This is a genomic window from Pseudomonas glycinis, from assembly GCF_054871425.1.
Map to the genome: position 1 here is coordinate 101,666 of NZ_JBTYHF010000004.1, position 18,019 is coordinate 119,684.

At 59.7% G+C, this 18,019-nt stretch carries 17 protein-coding genes; 14 read left to right on the top strand and 3 right to left on the bottom strand.

Features of this window, described 5'->3' with window-relative positions; translation table 11 throughout:
* Nucleotide 1 precedes the first annotated feature (1 nt).
* On the bottom strand, nt 2–814 hold the full coding sequence (locus ACYSTU_RS10895; protein WP_016771539.1) for a cytochrome C assembly family protein: 813 nt from the start codon (nt 812–814) through the stop codon (nt 2–4).
* Between the two features lie 210 nt (nt 815–1,024).
* On the opposite strand from ACYSTU_RS10895, the gene ffh reads away from it, so the two are divergent.
* The 5 genes from ffh (at nt 1,025) to rplS (ending at nt 4,595) form a co-directional block, all read left to right on the top strand.
* Complete coding sequence (gene ffh, locus ACYSTU_RS10900) at nt 1,025–2,401, top strand: signal recognition particle protein (RefSeq protein ID WP_498998326.1); 1,377 nt, start codon at nt 1,025–1,027, stop codon at nt 2,399–2,401.
* Between the two features lie 249 nt (nt 2,402–2,650).
* Entirely contained in the window at nt 2,651–2,902 is a 252-nt protein-coding gene (gene rpsP, locus ACYSTU_RS10905; RefSeq protein WP_003185073.1) for a 30S ribosomal protein S16, read from the top strand.
* 5 nt (nt 2,903–2,907) lie between these two features.
* Nucleotides 2,908–3,444, top strand: coding sequence for a ribosome maturation factor RimM (gene rimM, locus ACYSTU_RS10910; RefSeq protein ID WP_016771538.1), 537 nt, complete (start codon nt 2,908–2,910; stop codon nt 3,442–3,444).
* Between the two features lie 2 nt (nt 3,445–3,446).
* Entirely contained in the window at nt 3,447–4,199 is a 753-nt protein-coding gene (gene trmD / locus ACYSTU_RS10915; RefSeq protein WP_038860625.1) for a tRNA (guanosine(37)-N1)-methyltransferase TrmD, read from the top strand.
* Between the two features lie 45 nt (nt 4,200–4,244).
* On the top strand, nt 4,245–4,595 hold the full coding sequence (gene rplS / locus ACYSTU_RS10920; RefSeq protein ID WP_003175895.1) for a 50S ribosomal protein L19: 351 nt from the start codon (nt 4,245–4,247) through the stop codon (nt 4,593–4,595).
* A 163-nt stretch (nt 4,596–4,758) separates the two neighbouring features.
* Here rplS and ACYSTU_RS10925 read toward each other — a convergent pair whose 3' ends face one another.
* A complete protein-coding gene (locus ACYSTU_RS10925) occupies nt 4,759–6,567 on the bottom strand; it encodes a cation:proton antiporter (RefSeq protein WP_130888424.1) in 1,809 nt (602 codons plus the stop codon).
* 108 nt (nt 6,568–6,675) lie between these two features.
* On the opposite strand from ACYSTU_RS10925, the gene xerD reads away from it, so the two are divergent.
* From xerD to ACYSTU_RS10960, 7 genes are all read left to right on the top strand, one after another.
* Nucleotides 6,676–7,572 carry a site-specific tyrosine recombinase XerD gene (xerD, locus tag ACYSTU_RS10930; RefSeq protein ID WP_016771535.1) on the top strand — a complete coding sequence of 299 codons (897 nt, stop codon included), beginning with the start codon at nt 6,676–6,678 and terminating at the stop codon, nt 7,570–7,572.
* 366 nt (nt 7,573–7,938) lie between these two features.
* Nucleotides 7,939–8,670 carry a bifunctional protein-disulfide isomerase/oxidoreductase DsbC gene (dsbC, locus tag ACYSTU_RS10935; protein ID WP_016771534.1) on the top strand — a complete coding sequence of 244 codons (732 nt, stop codon included), beginning with the start codon at nt 7,939–7,941 and terminating at the stop codon, nt 8,668–8,670.
* 131 nt (nt 8,671–8,801) lie between these two features.
* Nucleotides 8,802–10,106: a homoserine dehydrogenase gene (locus ACYSTU_RS10940; RefSeq protein ID WP_024011722.1), complete on the top strand. Its 1,305-nt coding sequence runs from the start codon at nt 8,802–8,804 to the stop codon at nt 10,104–10,106.
* Between the two features lie 107 nt (nt 10,107–10,213).
* Entirely contained in the window at nt 10,214–11,623 is a 1,410-nt protein-coding gene (gene thrC, locus ACYSTU_RS10945; protein ID WP_024011723.1) for a threonine synthase, read from the top strand.
* A gap of 120 nt (nt 11,624–11,743) precedes the next feature.
* A complete protein-coding gene (locus tag ACYSTU_RS10950) occupies nt 11,744–13,117 on the top strand; it encodes a transporter substrate-binding domain-containing protein (protein WP_110600197.1) in 1,374 nt (457 codons plus the stop codon).
* Between the two features lie 117 nt (nt 13,118–13,234).
* Nucleotides 13,235–13,642 carry a response regulator gene (locus tag ACYSTU_RS10955; RefSeq protein ID WP_016771531.1) on the top strand — a complete coding sequence of 136 codons (408 nt, stop codon included), beginning with the start codon at nt 13,235–13,237 and terminating at the stop codon, nt 13,640–13,642.
* A 162-nt stretch (nt 13,643–13,804) separates the two neighbouring features.
* Nucleotides 13,805–14,086 (top strand): DUF3509 domain-containing protein, encoded by a 282-nt coding sequence (locus ACYSTU_RS10960; protein WP_016771530.1) that lies wholly within the window; start codon nt 13,805–13,807, stop codon nt 14,084–14,086.
* A 222-nt stretch (nt 14,087–14,308) separates the two neighbouring features.
* Here the strand turns inward: ACYSTU_RS10960 and ACYSTU_RS10965 are convergent, their stop codons facing one another.
* On the bottom strand, nt 14,309–15,508 hold the full coding sequence (locus ACYSTU_RS10965) for a CaiB/BaiF CoA transferase family protein (RefSeq protein WP_264364576.1): 1,200 nt from the start codon (nt 15,506–15,508) through the stop codon (nt 14,309–14,311).
* A gap of 146 nt (nt 15,509–15,654) precedes the next feature.
* Between ACYSTU_RS10965 and ACYSTU_RS10970 the strand changes: the two genes are divergently transcribed.
* The gene (locus ACYSTU_RS10970; RefSeq protein WP_083366913.1) at nt 15,655–16,197 is read left to right on the top strand and encodes a YaeQ family protein; all 543 of its coding nucleotides are present in this window, start codon (nt 15,655–15,657) and stop codon (nt 16,195–16,197) included.
* 54 nt (nt 16,198–16,251) lie between these two features.
* Entirely contained in the window at nt 16,252–17,961 is a 1,710-nt protein-coding gene (gene recJ, locus ACYSTU_RS10975; RefSeq protein ID WP_016771527.1) for a single-stranded-DNA-specific exonuclease RecJ, read from the top strand.
* Nucleotides 17,962–18,019: the final 58 nt, after the last annotated feature.

The window sequence follows — 18,019 nt, forward strand, 5'->3', positions numbered from 1 at the left end:
GTCAGATGTGCAGAATGTATTCACGAACCAGTTTGCTGCCGAAGTACGCCAGCATCAGCAGGCAGAAACCGGCGAGGGTCCAGCGAATCGCCTTGTGGCCGCGCCAGCCCAGACGGTTGCGGCCCCACAACAGCACGCTGAAGACGATCCATGCCAGGCAGGCCAGCAGGGTCTTGTGCACCAGATGCTGAGCGAACAGGTTCTCGACGAACAGCCAGCCGGAAATCAGCGATAGCGACAGCAGTGTCCAGCCGGCCCAGAGAAAGCCGAACAGCAGGCTTTCCATGGTTTGCAGGGGCGGGAAGTTCTTGATCAGCCCGGACGGGTGCTTGTGCTTGAGCTGATGGTCCTGAACCAGCAGCAGCAACGCCTGGAACACGGCGATGGTGAACATGCCGTAGGCGAGGATCGACAATAGAATGTGCGCGAGGATGCCCGGCTCTTCATCGATGATCTGCACCGTGCCGGTCGGCGCGAACTGCGCCAGCAATACCGTGATCGCGCCTAGCGGGAACAACAGCACCAGCAGGTTTTCCACCGGGATCCGCGAACAGGCGAGCAGGGTCAGGGCGATTACCGCAGCAGCGATCAGACTGGACGCACTGAAAAAGTCCAGGCCAAGGCCGATCGGGGTCAATAGATGTGTAAGCAGGCTGGCGCCGTGGGCGAGCACGGCGAAGACGCCGAGGCTGACCAGCAGGCGCTTGTTCGCCTTGGCGCCGGTGGCCAGGCGGGTACTTTGATAGACGGTCGCAGCGGCATAGAGCAGGGCGGCGGCGAGGGTGGTCAGCAAACTGGGTGACAAGGGGAGCATAAATCCTGTTAGGCGAGCCCGAAAGGCGCTGAGTTTGGCATAGAACCGCCACGGCACGAAAGACTCCGCAAGCTGACGGCGAGGTGTCCGCCGGCCGCAGTCTTCGCTATAATCCGCGACCTGCCCACGCCGCAGGCTCGCCGAGCACATGTTGATTCCGGTCTGGGCCGCCATTATCCCGGTTCGTACAGGGCCTGAAAGGATCGCGCAATGTTTGAAAACTTAACCGACCGTCTCTCGCAGACGCTGCGCCATGTCACCGGCAAGGCGAAGCTGACCGAGGAAAATATCAAAGACACCCTGCGTGAAGTGCGCATGGCGTTGCTCGAAGCTGACGTCGCATTGCCGGTGGTCAAGGACTTCGTCAATTCGGTCAAGGAGCGCGCTGTCGGCACCGAGGTGTCGCGCAGTCTGACGCCGGGCCAGGCATTCGTGAAGATCGTCCAGGCCGAACTCGAAAGCCTGATGGGCGCGGCCAACGAAGACCTCAACCTGAGCGCCGTTCCGCCAGCCGTGATTCTGATGGCCGGTCTGCAGGGCGCGGGTAAAACCACCACCGCCGGCAAACTGGCGCGCTTTCTTAAAGAGCGCAAGAAGAAGTCGGTCATGGTCGTGTCTGCGGACATTTACCGTCCGGCCGCGATCAAGCAGTTGGAAACCCTGGCCAACGACATCGGCGTGACGTTCTTCCCGTCCGACCTGAGCCAGAAGCCGGTCGACATCGCCAATGCGGCTATTAAAGAAGCCAAACTGAAATTCATCGACGTGGTTATCGTCGACACCGCCGGTCGTCTGCACATCGACGAAGAGATGATGGGCGAGATCAAGGCGCTGCACGCCGCGATCAACCCGGTCGAAACCCTGTTCGTGGTCGACGCCATGACCGGTCAGGACGCCGCGAACACGGCCAAGGCGTTCGGCGATGCGCTGCCGCTGACCGGTGTGATCCTGACCAAGGTCGACGGCGACGCCCGTGGCGGTGCCGCGCTGTCGGTGCGCGCCATCACCGGCAAGCCGATCAAGTTCATCGGTATGGGCGAGAAGAGCGAAGCGCTCGATCCGTTCCACCCTGAGCGTATCGCCTCGCGGATCCTCGGCATGGGCGACGTGCTCAGCCTGATCGAGCAGGCCGAAGCGACGCTGGACAAGGACAAGGCCGACAAACTGGCCAAGAAGCTGAAGAAGGGCAAGGGCTTCGATCTCGAAGACTTCCGCGATCAGCTGCAACAGATGAAGAACATGGGCGGCCTCGGCGGGCTCATGGACAAACTGCCGAGCATCGGCGGCGTCAACCTGTCGCAGATGGGCAATGCCCAGAACGCCGCAGAGAAGCAGTTCAAGCAGATGGAAGCCATCATCAATTCCATGACCCCGGCCGAGCGCCGCGACCCTGAGCTGATCAGCGGTTCGCGCAAGCGCCGGATCGCCATGGGTTCCGGCACGCAGGTGCAGGACATCGGCCGCTTGATCAAGCAGCACAAGCAGATGCAGAAGATGATGAAGAAATTCACCGCCAAGGGCGGTATGGCAAAAATGATGCGCGGCATGGGCGGTATGTTGCCCGGCGGCGGCATGCCGAAAATGTAAAGACTTCGCCGGTCGTCGCACCGGCGCAGACCCTGCAAGGACGCAGGATCAACAGCAAACCCGCACTCGGCGGGAGCTGACTGGCCGTTTTTATCGACGGCTCTCTATGCAAATCTGCACGGCATGCCATGGGCGCCGGAAAAAGTCATTTGCAAAAGTCCGGATATTCCTTAGAATATGCGGCCTTTCGGGCACCCATGCCCGCTGTGCATTTAGATTTGCAGCACCGACTACAGGAACGATGTTCACATGCTAACAATCCGTCTTGCCCTTGGCGGCTCCAAAAAGCGCCCGTTTTACCACCTGACCGTAACCGACTCGCGTAACCCGCGTGACGGCTCCCACAAAGAACAGGTTGGTTTCTTCAACCCTGTTGCCCGTGGTCAGGAAATCCGTCTGTCCGTGAACCAAGAGCGCGTTGCCTACTGGCTGAGCGTTGGTGCACAACCTTCTGAGCGCGTTGCTCAGTTGTTGAAGGAATCTGCCAAGGCTGCGGCCTGAGCAATATGAACGCGACGCCAGCCCCTGCCGATGATTTGATCGTTATTGGCAAAATTTATTCTGTTCATGGCGTTCGCGGCGAAGTGAAGGTTTATTCCTTTACTGATCCGACTGAAAACCTGTTGCAGTACAAAACCTGGACGCTCAAGCGCGAAGGCAATGTCAAACAGGTCGAGCTGGTCAGTGGACGCGGGAGCGACAAGTTCCTGGTCGCCAAGCTCAAGGGTCTCGATGATCGTGAAGAAGCTCGTCTTCTGGCCGGTTATGAGATCTGCGTGCCGCGCAACCTGTTCGCTGAATTGACCGAAGGCGAGTACTACTGGTACCAGCTGGAAGGTCTGAAGGTCATCGACACCCTTGGGCAACTGCTCGGGAAAATCGATCATCTTCTGGAAACCGGCGCCAATGATGTAATGGTCGTCAAGCCTTGCGCTGGCAGCCTGGATGATCGCGAACGCCTGTTGCCCTATACGGAGCAATGCGTGTTGGCCGTCGACCTGGAAGCGGGCGAGATGAAGGTGGATTGGGACGCGGACTTCTGAACGTGGCTAACTTGCGCGTAGAAGTGATCAGTTTGTTTCCCGAGATGTTTTCCGCCATTGGCGATTACGGCATCACCAGTCGTGCGGTCAAACAGGGGCTCTTGCAGCTGACCTGTTGGAATCCGCGAGATTACACGACGGATCGGCATCACACTGTGGACGATCGCCCGTTTGGCGGTGGTCCGGGCATGGTGATGAAGATCAAGCCCCTGGAAGATGCGCTGGCTCAGGCCAAGGCAGCAGCCGGGGAGGCGGCGAAGGTGATTTACCTGTCCCCCCAAGGCCGTCAACTGACTCAGTCGGCGGTACGCGAGCTGGCACAATCGGATGCATTGATCCTGATTGCCGGCCGCTACGAAGGCATTGACGAGCGCTTTATTGAGGCTCATGTCGATGAAGAGTGGTCGATTGGCGACTATGTACTGTCTGGCGGCGAGCTGCCGGCCATGGTCCTGATCGATGCGGTTACACGACTGCTGCCTGGAGCTTTAGGGCATGCGGATTCCGCTGAGGAAGATTCCTTTACGGATGGTCTGCTGGATTGCCCGCACTACACCCGACCGGAGGTGTATGCGGATCAGCGTGTTCCCGACGTGTTGCTGAGTGGCAATCACGCGCATATCCGGCGTTGGCGTTTACAGCAGTCCCTTGGTCGGACCTATGAACGACGCGCCGATCTTCTGGAAAGCCGCTCGCTTTCTGGAGAAGAGAAGAAGCTGCTCGAGGAATACATCCGCGAGCGGGACGATAGTTAACAACGTATCGATGGTAGATCGAACGATTTACCTTAGGAGCACAGCATGACCAACAAAATCATCCTTGCACTCGAAGCAGAGCAGATGACCAAAGAAATCCCTACCTTCGCCCCAGGCGACACTATTGTCGTTCAGGTGAAAGTGAAGGAAGGCGATCGTTCCCGTCTGCAAGCGTTCGAAGGCGTTGTAATCGCCAAGCGTAACCGCGGCGTGAACAGTGCGTTCACCGTTCGTAAAATCTCCAACGGTGTTGGCGTAGAACGTACTTTCCAGACCTACTCCCCGCAGATCGACAGCATGGCTGTCAAACGTCGCGGTGACGTACGTAAAGCCAAGCTGTACTACCTGCGCGACCTGTCGGGTAAAGCAGCACGCATCAAGGAAAAACTGGCTTAAGCCCAGCTTCCGATGCAGAAAAAAGCAGCCTACGGGCTGCTTTTTTGTTGCCCGGGATTTGTGCTGCAAGGATCTTCGTCTGTCTGTGACCGAGTCGCGGCCTTCGCGAGCAGGCTCGCTCCCACAGAAGTCCGAATGTGGGGCCTGCTCGCGAATCGATCCATCAGGCGCTGGAACCTTGCGGTTGAATCAACGCCAGCAACGTCCACCCAGCCCCCGGTTTCAACGCCGTTTCCGGTGTCACCACATGCACCCAGCCGCTGTCATCACGCATGAACAGCAGCGTCGCGCGATTGCCGTGCAGCGCTTGGTAATCCTCCCAGCCGAAGCCGTCCGTCAATGTCGTGCTGTAAAGCTCCGCTCCCTGGCCCATCTGGCCGGCCAGTTTCGAATAGGTCAGTGCCTCACTGCCCAATTGATTGCCCCGGTGTTCCAGGCTTGCGCGGTGCTTGTCGCTGCGGCGGCTTTCATGGCCGCTGGCCAGACCGAACAGGCGCTGATGACCGAAGTCATGACGAAAGCGCATCGCCGCCAATGTGTTCAGCTCGCCCGACGGTGACAGTGCCAGCAAATGCCCCAACCCCACCAGGTCCAGATGCGCGTCGGCATGCTGCGACGCCGGGTTGCCGAAATAGGTCGGCAAGCCTTCCATGCGTGCCGCGCGGATATTCTCCCAGCTCGAATCGGTCAGCAGCACGCGGCTGCCCAGCTGTTGCAGCGACTTGCCCAATTCACGGGCCGGGCCATTGGCACCAACGATCAGAAAACCGCTCGGCGCCGGTTCGGCGACCTTTAACAGCCGTGCCAGCGGTCGCGCCGTTGCGCTTTGCAAAACCACGGTGCCGATGATTACCGCAAAGGTCAGCGGCACCAGGAGCAGGGCGCCTTCATGTCCGGATTCATCCAGGCGAATCGCGAAAATCGCCGAGACAGCCGCAGCGACGATTCCGCGCGGCGCGATCCAGCACAGCAACGCCCGTTCGCGCCAGCTGAGACTGGAACCGGCGGTGCTAAGCAAAACATTCAACGGACGGGCGATCAGCTGGATCACCAACAGCAGAATCAACACCAGCGGTCCCAGGCCAAGCAAAGCGTTCAGGTCCAGGCGCGCCGCGAGCAGGATGAACAGTCCGGAAATCAGCAACACGCTGAGGTTTTCCTTGAAGTGCAGGATGTGCCGCACGTCCACGCCTTTCATGTTGGCCAGCCACATGCCCATCAGCGTCACCGCCAGCAGGCCGGACTCATGCATCACCTGGTTGGCACCGATGAAGATCGCCAGCACGGCTGCCAGCGAGGCCAGGTTATGCAAGTATTCCGGCAGCCACTGACGTCGGATCACCGTCCCCAGCAGCCAACCCCCGACGACACCAAACACGGCGCCGCAGAGAATCACCCCGCCGAAGGTGAAGAGGCTTTGCTTGAGGCCATGACCTTCAGCGCTGGCGATGATGAAGCTGTACACCACGACGGCGAGCAGAGCGCCGATCGGATCGATGACGATGCCTTCCCAGCGCAGGATGTTGGCAATCGAAGCTTTTGGCCGCACCACCCGCAGCATCGGCACGATTACGGTCGGACCGGTGACCAGCGTCAGGCTGCCAAACAGAATCGCCAGCATCCAGTCGAAGCCCAGCAGGAAATGCGTGGCTACCGCGATGACGATCCAGGTCGAAATCGCACCGAGGGTCACCAGTCGATGAACGACGCTGCCGATTTCTTTCCATTCCGACAGGTGCAGGGTCAGGCTGCCTTCGAACAGAATCAGCGCCACTGCCAGCGACACCAGTGGCATCAGCAGCGGGCCGAACATTTCCTGCGGGTCGAGCCAACCCAGCAGCGGGCCTGCAAGAATGCCGGTCAGCAGCAGAAACAGAATGGCCGGCAGCTTCAGGCGCCATGCCAGCCACTGACAACCCAGCGCCGCCGCGCCGATCCCGCCAAATGCCAAGAGAATTTGCTGCTCGTTCATTGATGCTCCCTGTTCCTTGATCTGGCTGGCTATGAAAGACTAGTGGCCATTCCCGTCGTTCACTGTCTATTTGCGCACAGTGTTAAAAACTGCCTGCCCCGAGCACCCATGCCTGCCATCGACCATCCGCTGATTGATCAATTTCTCGACGCTTTATGGCTGGAGAAAGGCCTGTCCGACAACACCCGCGACGCCTATCGCAGTGACCTCGCGCTGTTCAACGGCTGGTTGCAGGAGAAAAATCTCGAGCTGATCAATGCCGGCCGCGAATTGATCCTCGATCATCTGGCGTGGCGGCTGGAGCAAAACTACAAGCCGCGCTCCACCGCGAGATTTCTCTCCGGGGTGCGTGGCTTTTATCGCTATCTGTTGCGGGAAAAACTGATCAGCGTCGACCCGACGTTGCGCGTCGACATGCCGCAACTGGGTCGGCCGTTGCCCAAATCGCTGTCGGAAGCCGATGTCGAAGCACTGCTCAAGGCGCCGGATCTGAGTGACGCCATCGGCCAGCGTGACCGCGCGATGCTGGAAGTGCTGTATGCCTGTGGCCTGCGCGTGACCGAACTGATCAGCCTGACGCTGGAGCAGGTCAACCTGCGCCAAGGCGTATTGCGGGTGATGGGCAAGGGCAGCAAGGAGCGTCTGGTGCCGATGGGCGAGGAGGCGATTGTGTGGGTCGAGCGTTATATGCGTGATGGTCGTGGCGAGTTGCTCGGTGGCCGCCCCAGCGATGTGCTGTTCCCCAGTCAGCGTGGCGAGCAGATGACCCGGCAGACGTTCTGGCATCGGATCAAGCACCAGGCCAAGGTCGCCGGGATCAGCAAGTCGCTGTCGCCGCACACCTTGCGCCACGCGTTCGCCACGCATCTGCTCAATCACGGCGCGGACTTGCGCGTGGTGCAGATGCTGCTCGGCCACAGCGACCTGTCTACGACGCAGATCTATACCCATGTCGCCCGCGCCCGCTTGCAGGACTTGCACGCGAAGCACCACCCTCGCGGCTGACACATCCCATAATGTTGAAATACTGACCTGTGGCGAGGGGATTTATCCCCGTTTGGCTGCGCAGCAGTCGCAAACCCGGCTGGCTCGATTTTGACTGAAAGGTCGCGGTGGATGGTTCAGGGCTGCTTCGCAACCCATCGGGGATAAATCCCCTCGCCACAATAATGTGTGTCAGCCACATGTGGTTGTGGGTCAGTTGTACAAGCATGAAGATGTGTCAGTTGCACATGAGTGTGTGGCGACAGGCGCATTCGGCCCTCGTGACCTTATGTGTTAGGCTTTGCCGGTTTGCACGATGGACGGTTATGACCCGGTGTTTCGCACGGGCGTTCTGACCGTTTCATTGGCCCGCCCTCAGGAGTACTCATGCGTCTGACCCAGATTTTCGCCGCCGCCGCCATTGCGTTGGTGAGCACCTTTGCCGTCGCCGACGACGCGGCTGACAAAGCCATTCGTCAAAGCCTGGAAAAACTCGAACTCGAAGTTCCGGTCGAAAGCATCAGTGCCAGCCCGTTGCCTGGCATGTACGAAGTCAAACTCAAAGGCAGCCGCGTGCTGTACGCCAGCGCCGATGGCCAGTACATCGTCCAGGGCAACCTGTATCAGCTGGCGAATGGCAAACCGGTCAACCTGACCGAGAAGACCGAACGCCTGGGCATTTCCAAACTGATCAATGCCATCCCGGTGGCCGAAACCGTTGTCTACCCGGCCGTGGGCGAGACCAAATCGCACATCACCGTGTTCACCGACACCACCTGTCCGTACTGCCACAAACTGCATGCCGAAGTGCCGGAGCTGAACAAGCGCGGCATCGAAGTGCGCTACGTGGCGTTCCCGCGCCAGGGCCTGAATTCGCCGGGTGACGAGCAGCTGCAAGCAGTGTGGTGCTCGAAAGACAAGAAAGCCGCCATGGACAAAATGGTCGATGGCAAGGAAATCAAGGCCGCCAAGTGCGATAACCCGGTTTCCAAGCAATTCGCCCTCGGTCAGTCGATCGGCGTGAACGGTACACCGGCCATCGTTTTGGCCGACGGCCAGGTCATTCCGGGCTACCAGCCGGCGCCACAAGTCGCCAAACTGGCGCTGGGCGCGAAGTAATTCGCATCGTCACGGGCAACCGTTGACGATCGTGGTCCGGCGGCAACAGCGCCGGGCCATCAACAGAGAGCCGCGAGCACGCGGTTGTTTTCCGGCCGACCCTGTGTCGGCCGTTTCATGGGGAGTTCACAGTGAATCCGGTCAAAGTAGGCATCTGTGGGTTAGGGACCGTCGGTGGCGGTACCTTCAACGTACTTCAGCGCAACGCCGAGGAAATTGCTCGTCGTGCCGGGCGTGGAATCGAAGTGGCACAAATTGCCACGCGCACGCCAAAGCCTCAGTTCCAGACGACCGGTATTGCGATTACCAACGATGTCTTCGAAGTGGCCACGAACCCTGAGATCGACATCGTCATAGAGCTGATGGGCGGCTACACCGTTGCCCGCGAGCTGGTACTCAAGGCCATCGAGAATGGCAAGCATGTGGTCACCGCGAACAAGGCGCTGATAGCCGTTCACGGTAATGAGATTTTCGCCAAGGCACGCGAGAAAGGCGTGATCGTGGCATTCGAAGCGGCGGTGGCCGGTGGCATTCCGGTGATCAAGGCGATCCGCGAAGGCCTGTCCGCCAACCGCATCAACTGGGTTGCCGGGATCATCAACGGTACCGGCAACTTCATCCTCACCGAAATGCGCGAGAAGGGCCGTACGTTTGAAGACGTACTCGCCGAAGCGCAAGCGCTGGGTTACGCCGAAGCCGACCCGACCTTCGACGTCGAAGGCATCGATGCCGCGCACAAGCTGACCATTCTGGCGTCGATTGCCTTCGGCATTCCGCTGCAATTCGACAAGGCTTACACCGAAGGCATCACCAAACTGACCACTGCCGACGTCAACTACGCCGAAGCGCTGGGCTATCGCATCAAGCACCTCGGTGTGGCGCGCAGCACTGACGCCGGCATCGAGTTGCGCGTGCACCCGACGCTGATTCCGGCCGATCGCCTGATCGCCAACGTCAACGGCGTGATGAACGCAGTGATGGTCAACGGCGACGCCGCCGGTTCGACGCTGTTCTACGGTGCCGGCGCTGGCATGGAGCCGACCGCTTCCTCGGTGATCGCCGACCTGGTCGACGTGGTTCGCGCGATGACTTCCGACCCGGAAAACCGTGTGCCGCACCTGGCCTTCCAGCCGGACTCGCTGTCGGCGCATCCGATCCTGCCGATCGAAGCCTGCGAAAGCGCTTACTACCTGCGCATTCACGCCAAGGATCATCCGGGCGTACTGGCTCAGGTGGCGAGCATCCTGTCGGAGCGCGGCATCAATATCGAATCGATCATGCAGAAGGAAGTCGAAGAGCATGACGGCCTGGTGCCGATGATCCTGCTGACCCACCGCGTGGTCGAGCAGCGCATCAACGATGCGATCACCGCGCTGGAAGCACTGGCTGGCGTCGACGGCCCGGTTGTACGGATCCGTGTCGAACATTTGAACTAAAAAGCAGCGGCAAGCTTCGAGCGGCAAGTGGCAAGAGAGAAGCAGTCTGGCTTTTACTTGCGACTTGCAGCTTGCAGCTTGCAGCTCAAACCGAAGGTTTGAAAAAAATGCGATATATCAGTACTCGCGGCCAGGCCCCGGCCCTGAATTTCGAAGAGGTCCTGCTGGCCGGTCTGGCGACCGATGGCGGTCTGTACGTCCCGGAAAACCTGCCACGTTTCACTCAGGAAGAAATCGCTTCCTGGGCCGGCCTGCCGTATCACGAACTGGCCTTCCGGGTGATGCGCCCGTTTGTCACCGGCAGCATTCCGGATGCCGATTTCAAGAAGATTCTCGAAGAAACCTACGGCGTGTTCGCCCACAGCGCCGTGGCGCCACTGCGTCAGTTGAACGGTAATGAATGGGTGCTTGAGCTGTTCCACGGCCCGACCCTGGCGTTCAAGGACTTCGCCCTGCAACTGCTCGGTCGCCTGCTCGATTACGTGCTGGAAAAGCGCGGCGAGCGCGTGGTGATTGTCGGTGCCACCTCTGGTGATACCGGTTCTGCGGCCATCGAAGGCTGCAAGCACTGCGAAAACGTCGACATTTTCATCCTGCACCCGCATCAGCGCGTATCGGAAGTGCAGCGTCGGCAGATGACAACGATCTTCGGCGAGAACATCCACAACATCGCCATCGAAGGCAACTTCGATGACTGCCAGGAAATGGTCAAGAACAGCTTCGCCGACCAGAGCTTCCTCAAAGGCACGCGTCTGGTGGCGGTGAACTCGATCAACTGGGCGCGGATCATGGCCCAGATCGTTTACTACTTCCATGCGTCCCTGCAATTGGGCGGCCCGGCACGTTCGGTGTCGTTCTCGGTGCCAACCGGCAACTTTGGCGATATTTTCGCCGGTTACCTGGCTCGCAACATGGGGCTGCCGATCAACCAGTTGATCGTCGCCACCAACCGCAACGACATCCTGCACCGCTTCATGAGCGGCAACCAGTACGTCAAGGAAACCCTGCACGCAACGCTGTCGCCGTCGATGGACATCATGGTGTCGTCGAACTTCGAGCGCCTGCTGTTCGACCTGCACGGGCGTAACGGTGCGGCGATTGCCGGCCTGATGGACTCGTTCAAAAAGGACGGCAGTTTCAGCGTCGAGCAAGAGCGCTGGACCGAAGCACGCAAGCTGTTCGATTCCCTGGCGGTGGACGATGCGCAGACCTGCGAAACCATCGCCGACGTCTACGAGCAAACCGGTGAGGTGCTCGACCCGCACACTGCCATCGGTGTGAAAGCCGCGCGCGAATGCCGTCGCAGCCTGGATATCCCGATGGTCATTCTGGGTACTGCCCATCCGGTCAAGTTTCCTGAGGCAGTGGAGAAAGCGGGTGTAGGAAAAGCGCTCGAACTACCTGCACATCTTTCTGATTTGTTTGAGCGAAACGAGCGCTGCACGGTTCTGCCAAACGACCTGAAAGCCGTGCAAGCCTTTGTCAGCCAGCATGGCAACCGCGGCAAGCCGCTCTAAGCCAGTAAAAGCTGTCACATTTTGAAGCCCGTCTCCTGACGGGCTTTTTTGTTTCTGCTGCCACACTGCTCGGGTTTTCACCCACGAAGGACGGGTGAGTCGATCACGAAGGAAATGGCAATGCTGTTTTACAGAGGTTTGAAACCGGCACTGGGCTGGTTGTTTTTGTTGGCGGTGCTGGGGTGGACACACAGCGGCATGGCAGCGCAAATGGCACTCGATCAGGCCAATGCGTCAGCCAGTGTCCAGGCTATCGAGCTGGATGCGCACGAGCAGCAATGGATACGTGACAACCCCAGAGTGACGGTGGCATCGGTGCAATATCCGTTGTACCTGTTTCAGGACGAACATGGCCAGTGGAGCGGTCTGAACAACGATGTGCTCAAGCGCGTCAGCGCAATGACCGGCCTGCAATTCGAGCACCAGGAATCGTTCTCTACCGACCATATGCTCGATCGCCTGCAAAGCGGAGTCGCGGACATCAGTACGACCTTGGCCATGAGTGATGATCGCAAGGCGTTTCTCGATTTCAGTCATGCTTTTGGAGGGGCAGGCTGGGTTTTTGTCGGACATGCCAATACTCCGCGGGTGGAGTCTTTCGAGCAACTGGCCAAGCGCGTTCTGGTGCTGCCCGCCCGTCATGCCCTGGAGGATGCGATTCGCCGCGATTATCCGTCGATTGAAATACGCTCGGTGAAAACCTACGCCGAAGCGCGGGCGCTGGTCGAGAGCGGTGAAGCCTACGCAACCATCGAAAACGAAATCGGCGCGCAGCTCTATCCGTTGGGCATGCTCAAGGTCGGTGCCCTGGTAGAGGGCAAGTGGGAAGCCGATCATCTGGCTGTACGAAAAGGCATGCCGCAACTACTGAGTATTCTCAACAAGGCGCTGGAAGCGTTCCCTGCGGCGGAGTTGCGGGCGATGCGTCTCAAGTGGCTGGCGGGCGTTTCGCCGCCGCCCGTGCCCTCCGTCTGGGAACGCCTGGTCGAGTGGGCATGCTGGGCGATGGGGGTAATCGGCGTTTTCGGAATGCTGTCGCTGGTGTGGAACAGGCGTCTGGCAGCCGTAATCAAGCTGCGCTGCGCAGCGGAAAAGGAGCTGGGTGATCAACTGGCCTTTCAGCACGCCCTGATCGATTCGATGCCGGATCCGGTGTTTGTCCGTGATCTGCACGGGCGCTTGATCATCTGCAATCGCAGTTACGAGGAAGCACTGTCGGTGCGCCTGGATCAGATGCAGGGGCGCCTGCTGATCGAAGTCGATGCGTTTCCGGAAACCACTGCGCGGATGCTGCACGATGAATTCATCGCCCAGTTGCAGACCCGCAAGTCGCGGTTCAGCAAACGACAGCTGCTGTTCAAGGGCGGGTCTCGCGAGGTGTATCAGTGGACCGTGCCGTTTTACAGCGGTGACGGTAAATTGCGCGGCCTGTTGGGTGGCTGGACCGATATCACTCAGCGCAGGACCGAGAGCGGGTGTCGCTGTCTGCCGTAAAGAAGGGAAATGTCCTGCAAGACGCGGCTACTTTTCTGATGGGAGGCTTAAGACGCCTGCCCTAGAGTGAACGACAACTGCGGTGAGAGTCCGCGATGATCGCTCCAGAGGTCGCCCATGCGCTCGCTTAAAGTCCTGATTCTTGAACCCAACCCGTTCCAGCTGATGGCATTGCATCAAATGCTCAATGCCATCGGCATCTACGATGTATTGACCGCGCCTTCGCTGGCGTCAGCCTTGAGTTCACTGGGGCATCGCGGCGCGGTCGATATCGCCATCTGCGATCCGCAGCTCAAGGGTGGCGATGGGCTGGCTTTGATTCATCACCTGGCGGCGCACCATGAGGCGCGTGCCCTGATTCTGCTGGGCTCGGTCGCGCAGAGTTTGATGAGTGATCTGGAGCCGCTGCTCCGCCAGCAACGCCTGCGCCTGCTGGGACGGCTGCAAACGCCGGTTTCGGCGGTGTTGATGAGAGGTCTGCTGGACAGTTATCTGATCACCCCGCAGGAGCTCATCGAGGCCTGAAACCGGCGAATATTTTTCTGTCATCTTCGCCGTGCATGCTCTGTCAGACGCGGACCCGCAAGGTTGGGACGCGACAGGCAGAACTTTCTTCTCGGGCCGGTGGTCATTTAATGTGAACACGCCCCAGGCACTGTGTTTTCGGACTATTGAGTGGAGATCGAGATGGAAAGTATCAGTCTATTGCTCGGTGAGGCTCTGAGCCCGTATCAGGTGACGCTGACCCCTCGCGGCAGCCATGGTGAATGTCTGGTGACGCTGAAGAACAGCAGCGGCGCCATTGTGGTGGAACGCGAATTCAATCAGGCCCAGTTGAGCGACAAGCGCTTGCTGACCGACGTGGTGGACGGCCTGCACCGTGACGTGATGATCGCCGAAGGGCGGTTGGAACCCTGCGTGATTGCGGCGTTGCGCAATGCAGCTCTGGACAAGCGTCCGGCCCTGTAAAGATGAAATATTTTTTGCGGGAACCTTCCTGCATCCCTGTCAGTCAGACCCCATAACAGCGAGATCAAGCATTGTGCTCCGGTGCTTGTCGCTTGCTGCTACGGGTCTCGAAGCAGACCCCGTTTAACCCCGAGTCGTCTCCCCACTTCTCGGGGTTTCTTTTGCCCGGCGTTTGCGCAGTGCGCGGCTTGTTGCTTGAAAAACCGAAGCGCCCGGCGCTGCTCAGATGGCTCCGTCTTCGCGCAGGCGAGCGATTTGCGCCGCGTCGTAGCCCAGATCGCCAAGCACCTGCGCATTGTGTTCGCCCAACTGCGGCCCGACCCATTGGGATGAACCAGGGGTTTCGGAAAGTTTCGGCACGATGCCGGGCATCTTGAAGTCCTTGCCGTCCGGCAGCTTGGCATGCAGGAACATCTCTCGCGCCAGATATTGCGGATCGTTGAACATGTCCTCGGCGCTGAAGATCCGGCTGACCGGTACGTCGGCCTGATTGAGCAAGTCGAGAACAGTCTGCAGTGGTAAGGAATTGACCCAGCGATCAATCACGCCATACAACTCGTCCCGGCGACTGTCGCGCCCGTCGTTACTGGCCAGCAGTGGGTCGTTGGCAAGATCTTCGCGGCCAATCACGAGCATGAAGCGTTTGAAGATCGCATCACCATTGGCACCGATCTGTACATGTTTGCCGTCGGCGCTGGTGTGGATCGAAGAGGGCGTGATGCCCGGCATGATGTTGCCGCTGCGCTCGCGGATGAAACCGAACACGTCGAACTCCGGCACCATGCTTTCCATCATCGCGAAGATAGCTTCATACAGCGCAACGTCGACCACTTGGCCCAGTCCGCCGTTGACCTCGCGATGACGCAGCGCCATCAGCGCACCGATCACGCCCCACAGCGCGGCAATCGAATCACCGATGGAAATCCCGGTACGCACCGGTGGCCGATCTTCGAAACCGGTGATGTACCGCAGGCCGCCCATGGATTCGCCGACCGCACCGAAACCCGGCTGGTCCTTCATCGGCCCGGTCTGACCGAAACCGGACAGGCGCACCATCACCAGTTTCGGGTTCAGCGCGTGCAGGGTTTCCCAGCTCAGACCTAGTTTTTCCAGGACGCCGGGGCGGAAATTCTCGATGAGAATGTCGGCTTCGCCCAGCAGTTGTTTCAGGATCGCCAAACCGTCGGGGTGTTTCAGATTGAGGGTCAGCGACTTCTTGTTGCGCGCCTGGACAAACCACCACAACGAGGTGCCTTCGTACAATTTGCGCCACTTGCGCAGGGGATCGCCGCCGTCCGGCGACTCGATCTTGATCACTTCGGCGCCGAATTCGCCGCAAATGCGCGAGGCAAACGGCCCGGCGATCAGCGTACCCAATTCAATGACTTTCAGACCCGAGAGCGGTTTGCTGGTGAACGGCATGCGAAATCCTGTAGGACAAGGCTGAACGGATACAGGGTTTTAACATAGCCGGCTGTCAGACGCCGCAGCTCGATCGCCATCAATTCGTTGATTGCCTGTGGCATCGGTTAGACTTGCCGACTTTCCTCGTATCAAGAAGCCCGTTCATGGCCCAGCCGTCCACTACCTACAAATTCGAACTGAACCTCACCGACCTCGACCGCAGCGTTTACGAAAGCGTCAAGCAGACCATCGCCCGTCATCCTTCGGAAACCGAAGAACGCATGACCGTGCGGCTGCTGGCCTACGCGCTCTGGTACAACGAGCAGCTGTCGTTCGGCCGTGGTCTGTCAGACGTGGATGAACCGGCCTTGTGGGAAAAGAGCCTGGACGACCGTGTCCTGCACTGGATCGAAGTCGGCCAGCCGGATGTCGATCGCCTGACCTGGTGCTCGCGCCGCACCGAACGCACCAGCCTGCTGGCCTACGGCAGCCTGCGTGTGTGGGAAACCAAGGTGATCCCGGCGATCAAGAACCTGAAAAACGTCAACATCGCCGCCGTCCCGCAGGAAGTGCTGGAGACCCTGGCCAAGGACATGCCGCGCGTCATCAAGTGGGACGTGATGATCAGCGAAGGCACGATCTTCGTCACCGACGATCGCGGTCAGCACGAAGTCCAGTTGCAATGGCTGCAAGGTGAGCGCGGCTGAGGTCGCGACACCGCTGATATTTCCCACGAATCAAAGAGAAGCCTCCGTCGCCCCATGCGTATCGAACCTCGTCAATTGCCTGCCACGTTGCCTTTCCTCGGTGATCTGCCGCCACTGCTGACCCGCCTGTACGCGGCGCGGGGCGTGCAATCGGAAGCGGAGCTGGACAAAAGTCTGGCGCGCTTGATCCCGTTCCAGCAGCTCAAAGGCATTGATGCGGCTGTTGACCTGCTGGTGACGGCATTGGAGCAACGCCAGCGCATTTTGATCGTCGGCGACTTCGATGCGGACGGCGCCACCGCCAGCACGGTCGGTGTGCTCGGCCTGCGCCTGTTGGGCGCGGCGCATGTCGATTATCTGGTGCCGAACCGTTTCGAATACGGCTATGGCCTGACGCCGGAAATCGTCGAGGTCGCGCTGACCCGTGAACCACAACTATTGATCACCGTCGATAACGGCATCTCCAGCGTCGAAGGCGTCGCGGCGGCCAAGCGCGCCGGACTGAAGGTTTTGATCACCGACCACCACTTGCCCGGCGATGAACTGCCGCAGGCTGATGCGCTGGTCAATCCGAATCAGCCAGGCTGCGAGTTTCCGAGCAAAGCGCTGGCTGGCGTCGGGGTGATTTTTTATGTGTTGATGGCCTTGCGCGCACGCCTGCGCAGCCTTGGCTGGTACGAGAGCAAACCGCAACCGAACATCGGCGAACTGCTCGATCTCGTGGCGCTGGGCAGCGTCGCCGACGTGGTGCCGCTGGATGCCAACAACCGCATTCTTGTGCATCAAGGGCTGGAGCGGATTCGTGCCGGCCGGGCGCGGCCGGGGATCAAGGCGATCCTCGAAGTCGCCAAGCGAGAGGCTGCGCGGATCACTTCCACCGACCTGGGTTTTATTGTCGGCCCGCGCCTGAACGCCGCCGGGCGTCTGGACGACATGAGCCTGGGCATCGAATGCCTGCTCACCGCCGACGCCAATCTGGCGCGGGAAATGGCTGCGCAACTGGACGGCATGAACCAGGATCGCAAATCCATCGAGCAGGGCATGCAGCGTGAAGCGCTGGCGCAGCTCAAGGATCTGCCGGTCGAGTCGATGCCGTTCGGTCTGTGCCTGTTCGACCCGGAGTGGCACCAGGGTGTGATCGGCATCCTCGCCTCGCGGATGAAAGAGCGCTATTTCCGCCCGACCATTGCTTTCGCCGATGCCGGTGATGGTCTGCTCAAGGGCTCCGGTCGCTCGGTGCAGGGCTTCCATATTCGCGATGCGCTGAGTGTGGTCGCGGCGCAGCATCCGAACCTGATCGCCAAGTACGGTGGCCACGCGATGGCCGCTGGTCTGACCTTGCCGCAGGAGAATTTTCCGCTGTTCGCCGAGGCATTCGACGCTGAAGTACGTAGGCAACTTCGCGAAGAAGACCTCACCGGGCGCATGTTGTCGGACGGCACGCTGGCCGTCGAAGAGTTCCACCTCGAACTGGCCCGCGCCTTGCGTCACGCCGGGCCATGGGGGCAGCATTTCCCCGAGCCGCTGTTTCATGGCGTGTTTCAACTGGTCGAGCAGCGCGTGGTTGGCGAACGGCATTTGAAAGTGGTGCTGAAAAGCGAATGCGGTTCGGTGAAGCTCGATGGCATCGCGTTTGGCATTGATCGCGATGTGTGGCCGAACCCGACGATTCAATGGGTTGAACTGGCTTACAAGCTCGACGTCAACGAGTTTCGTGGCAACGAGACTGTGCAGTTGATGATTGCTCATATCGAACCGCGTTAAGCCATTCGCGAGCAGGCTCGCTCCCACAGGTACGGTGCTGCCTTGTGGGAGCGAGCCT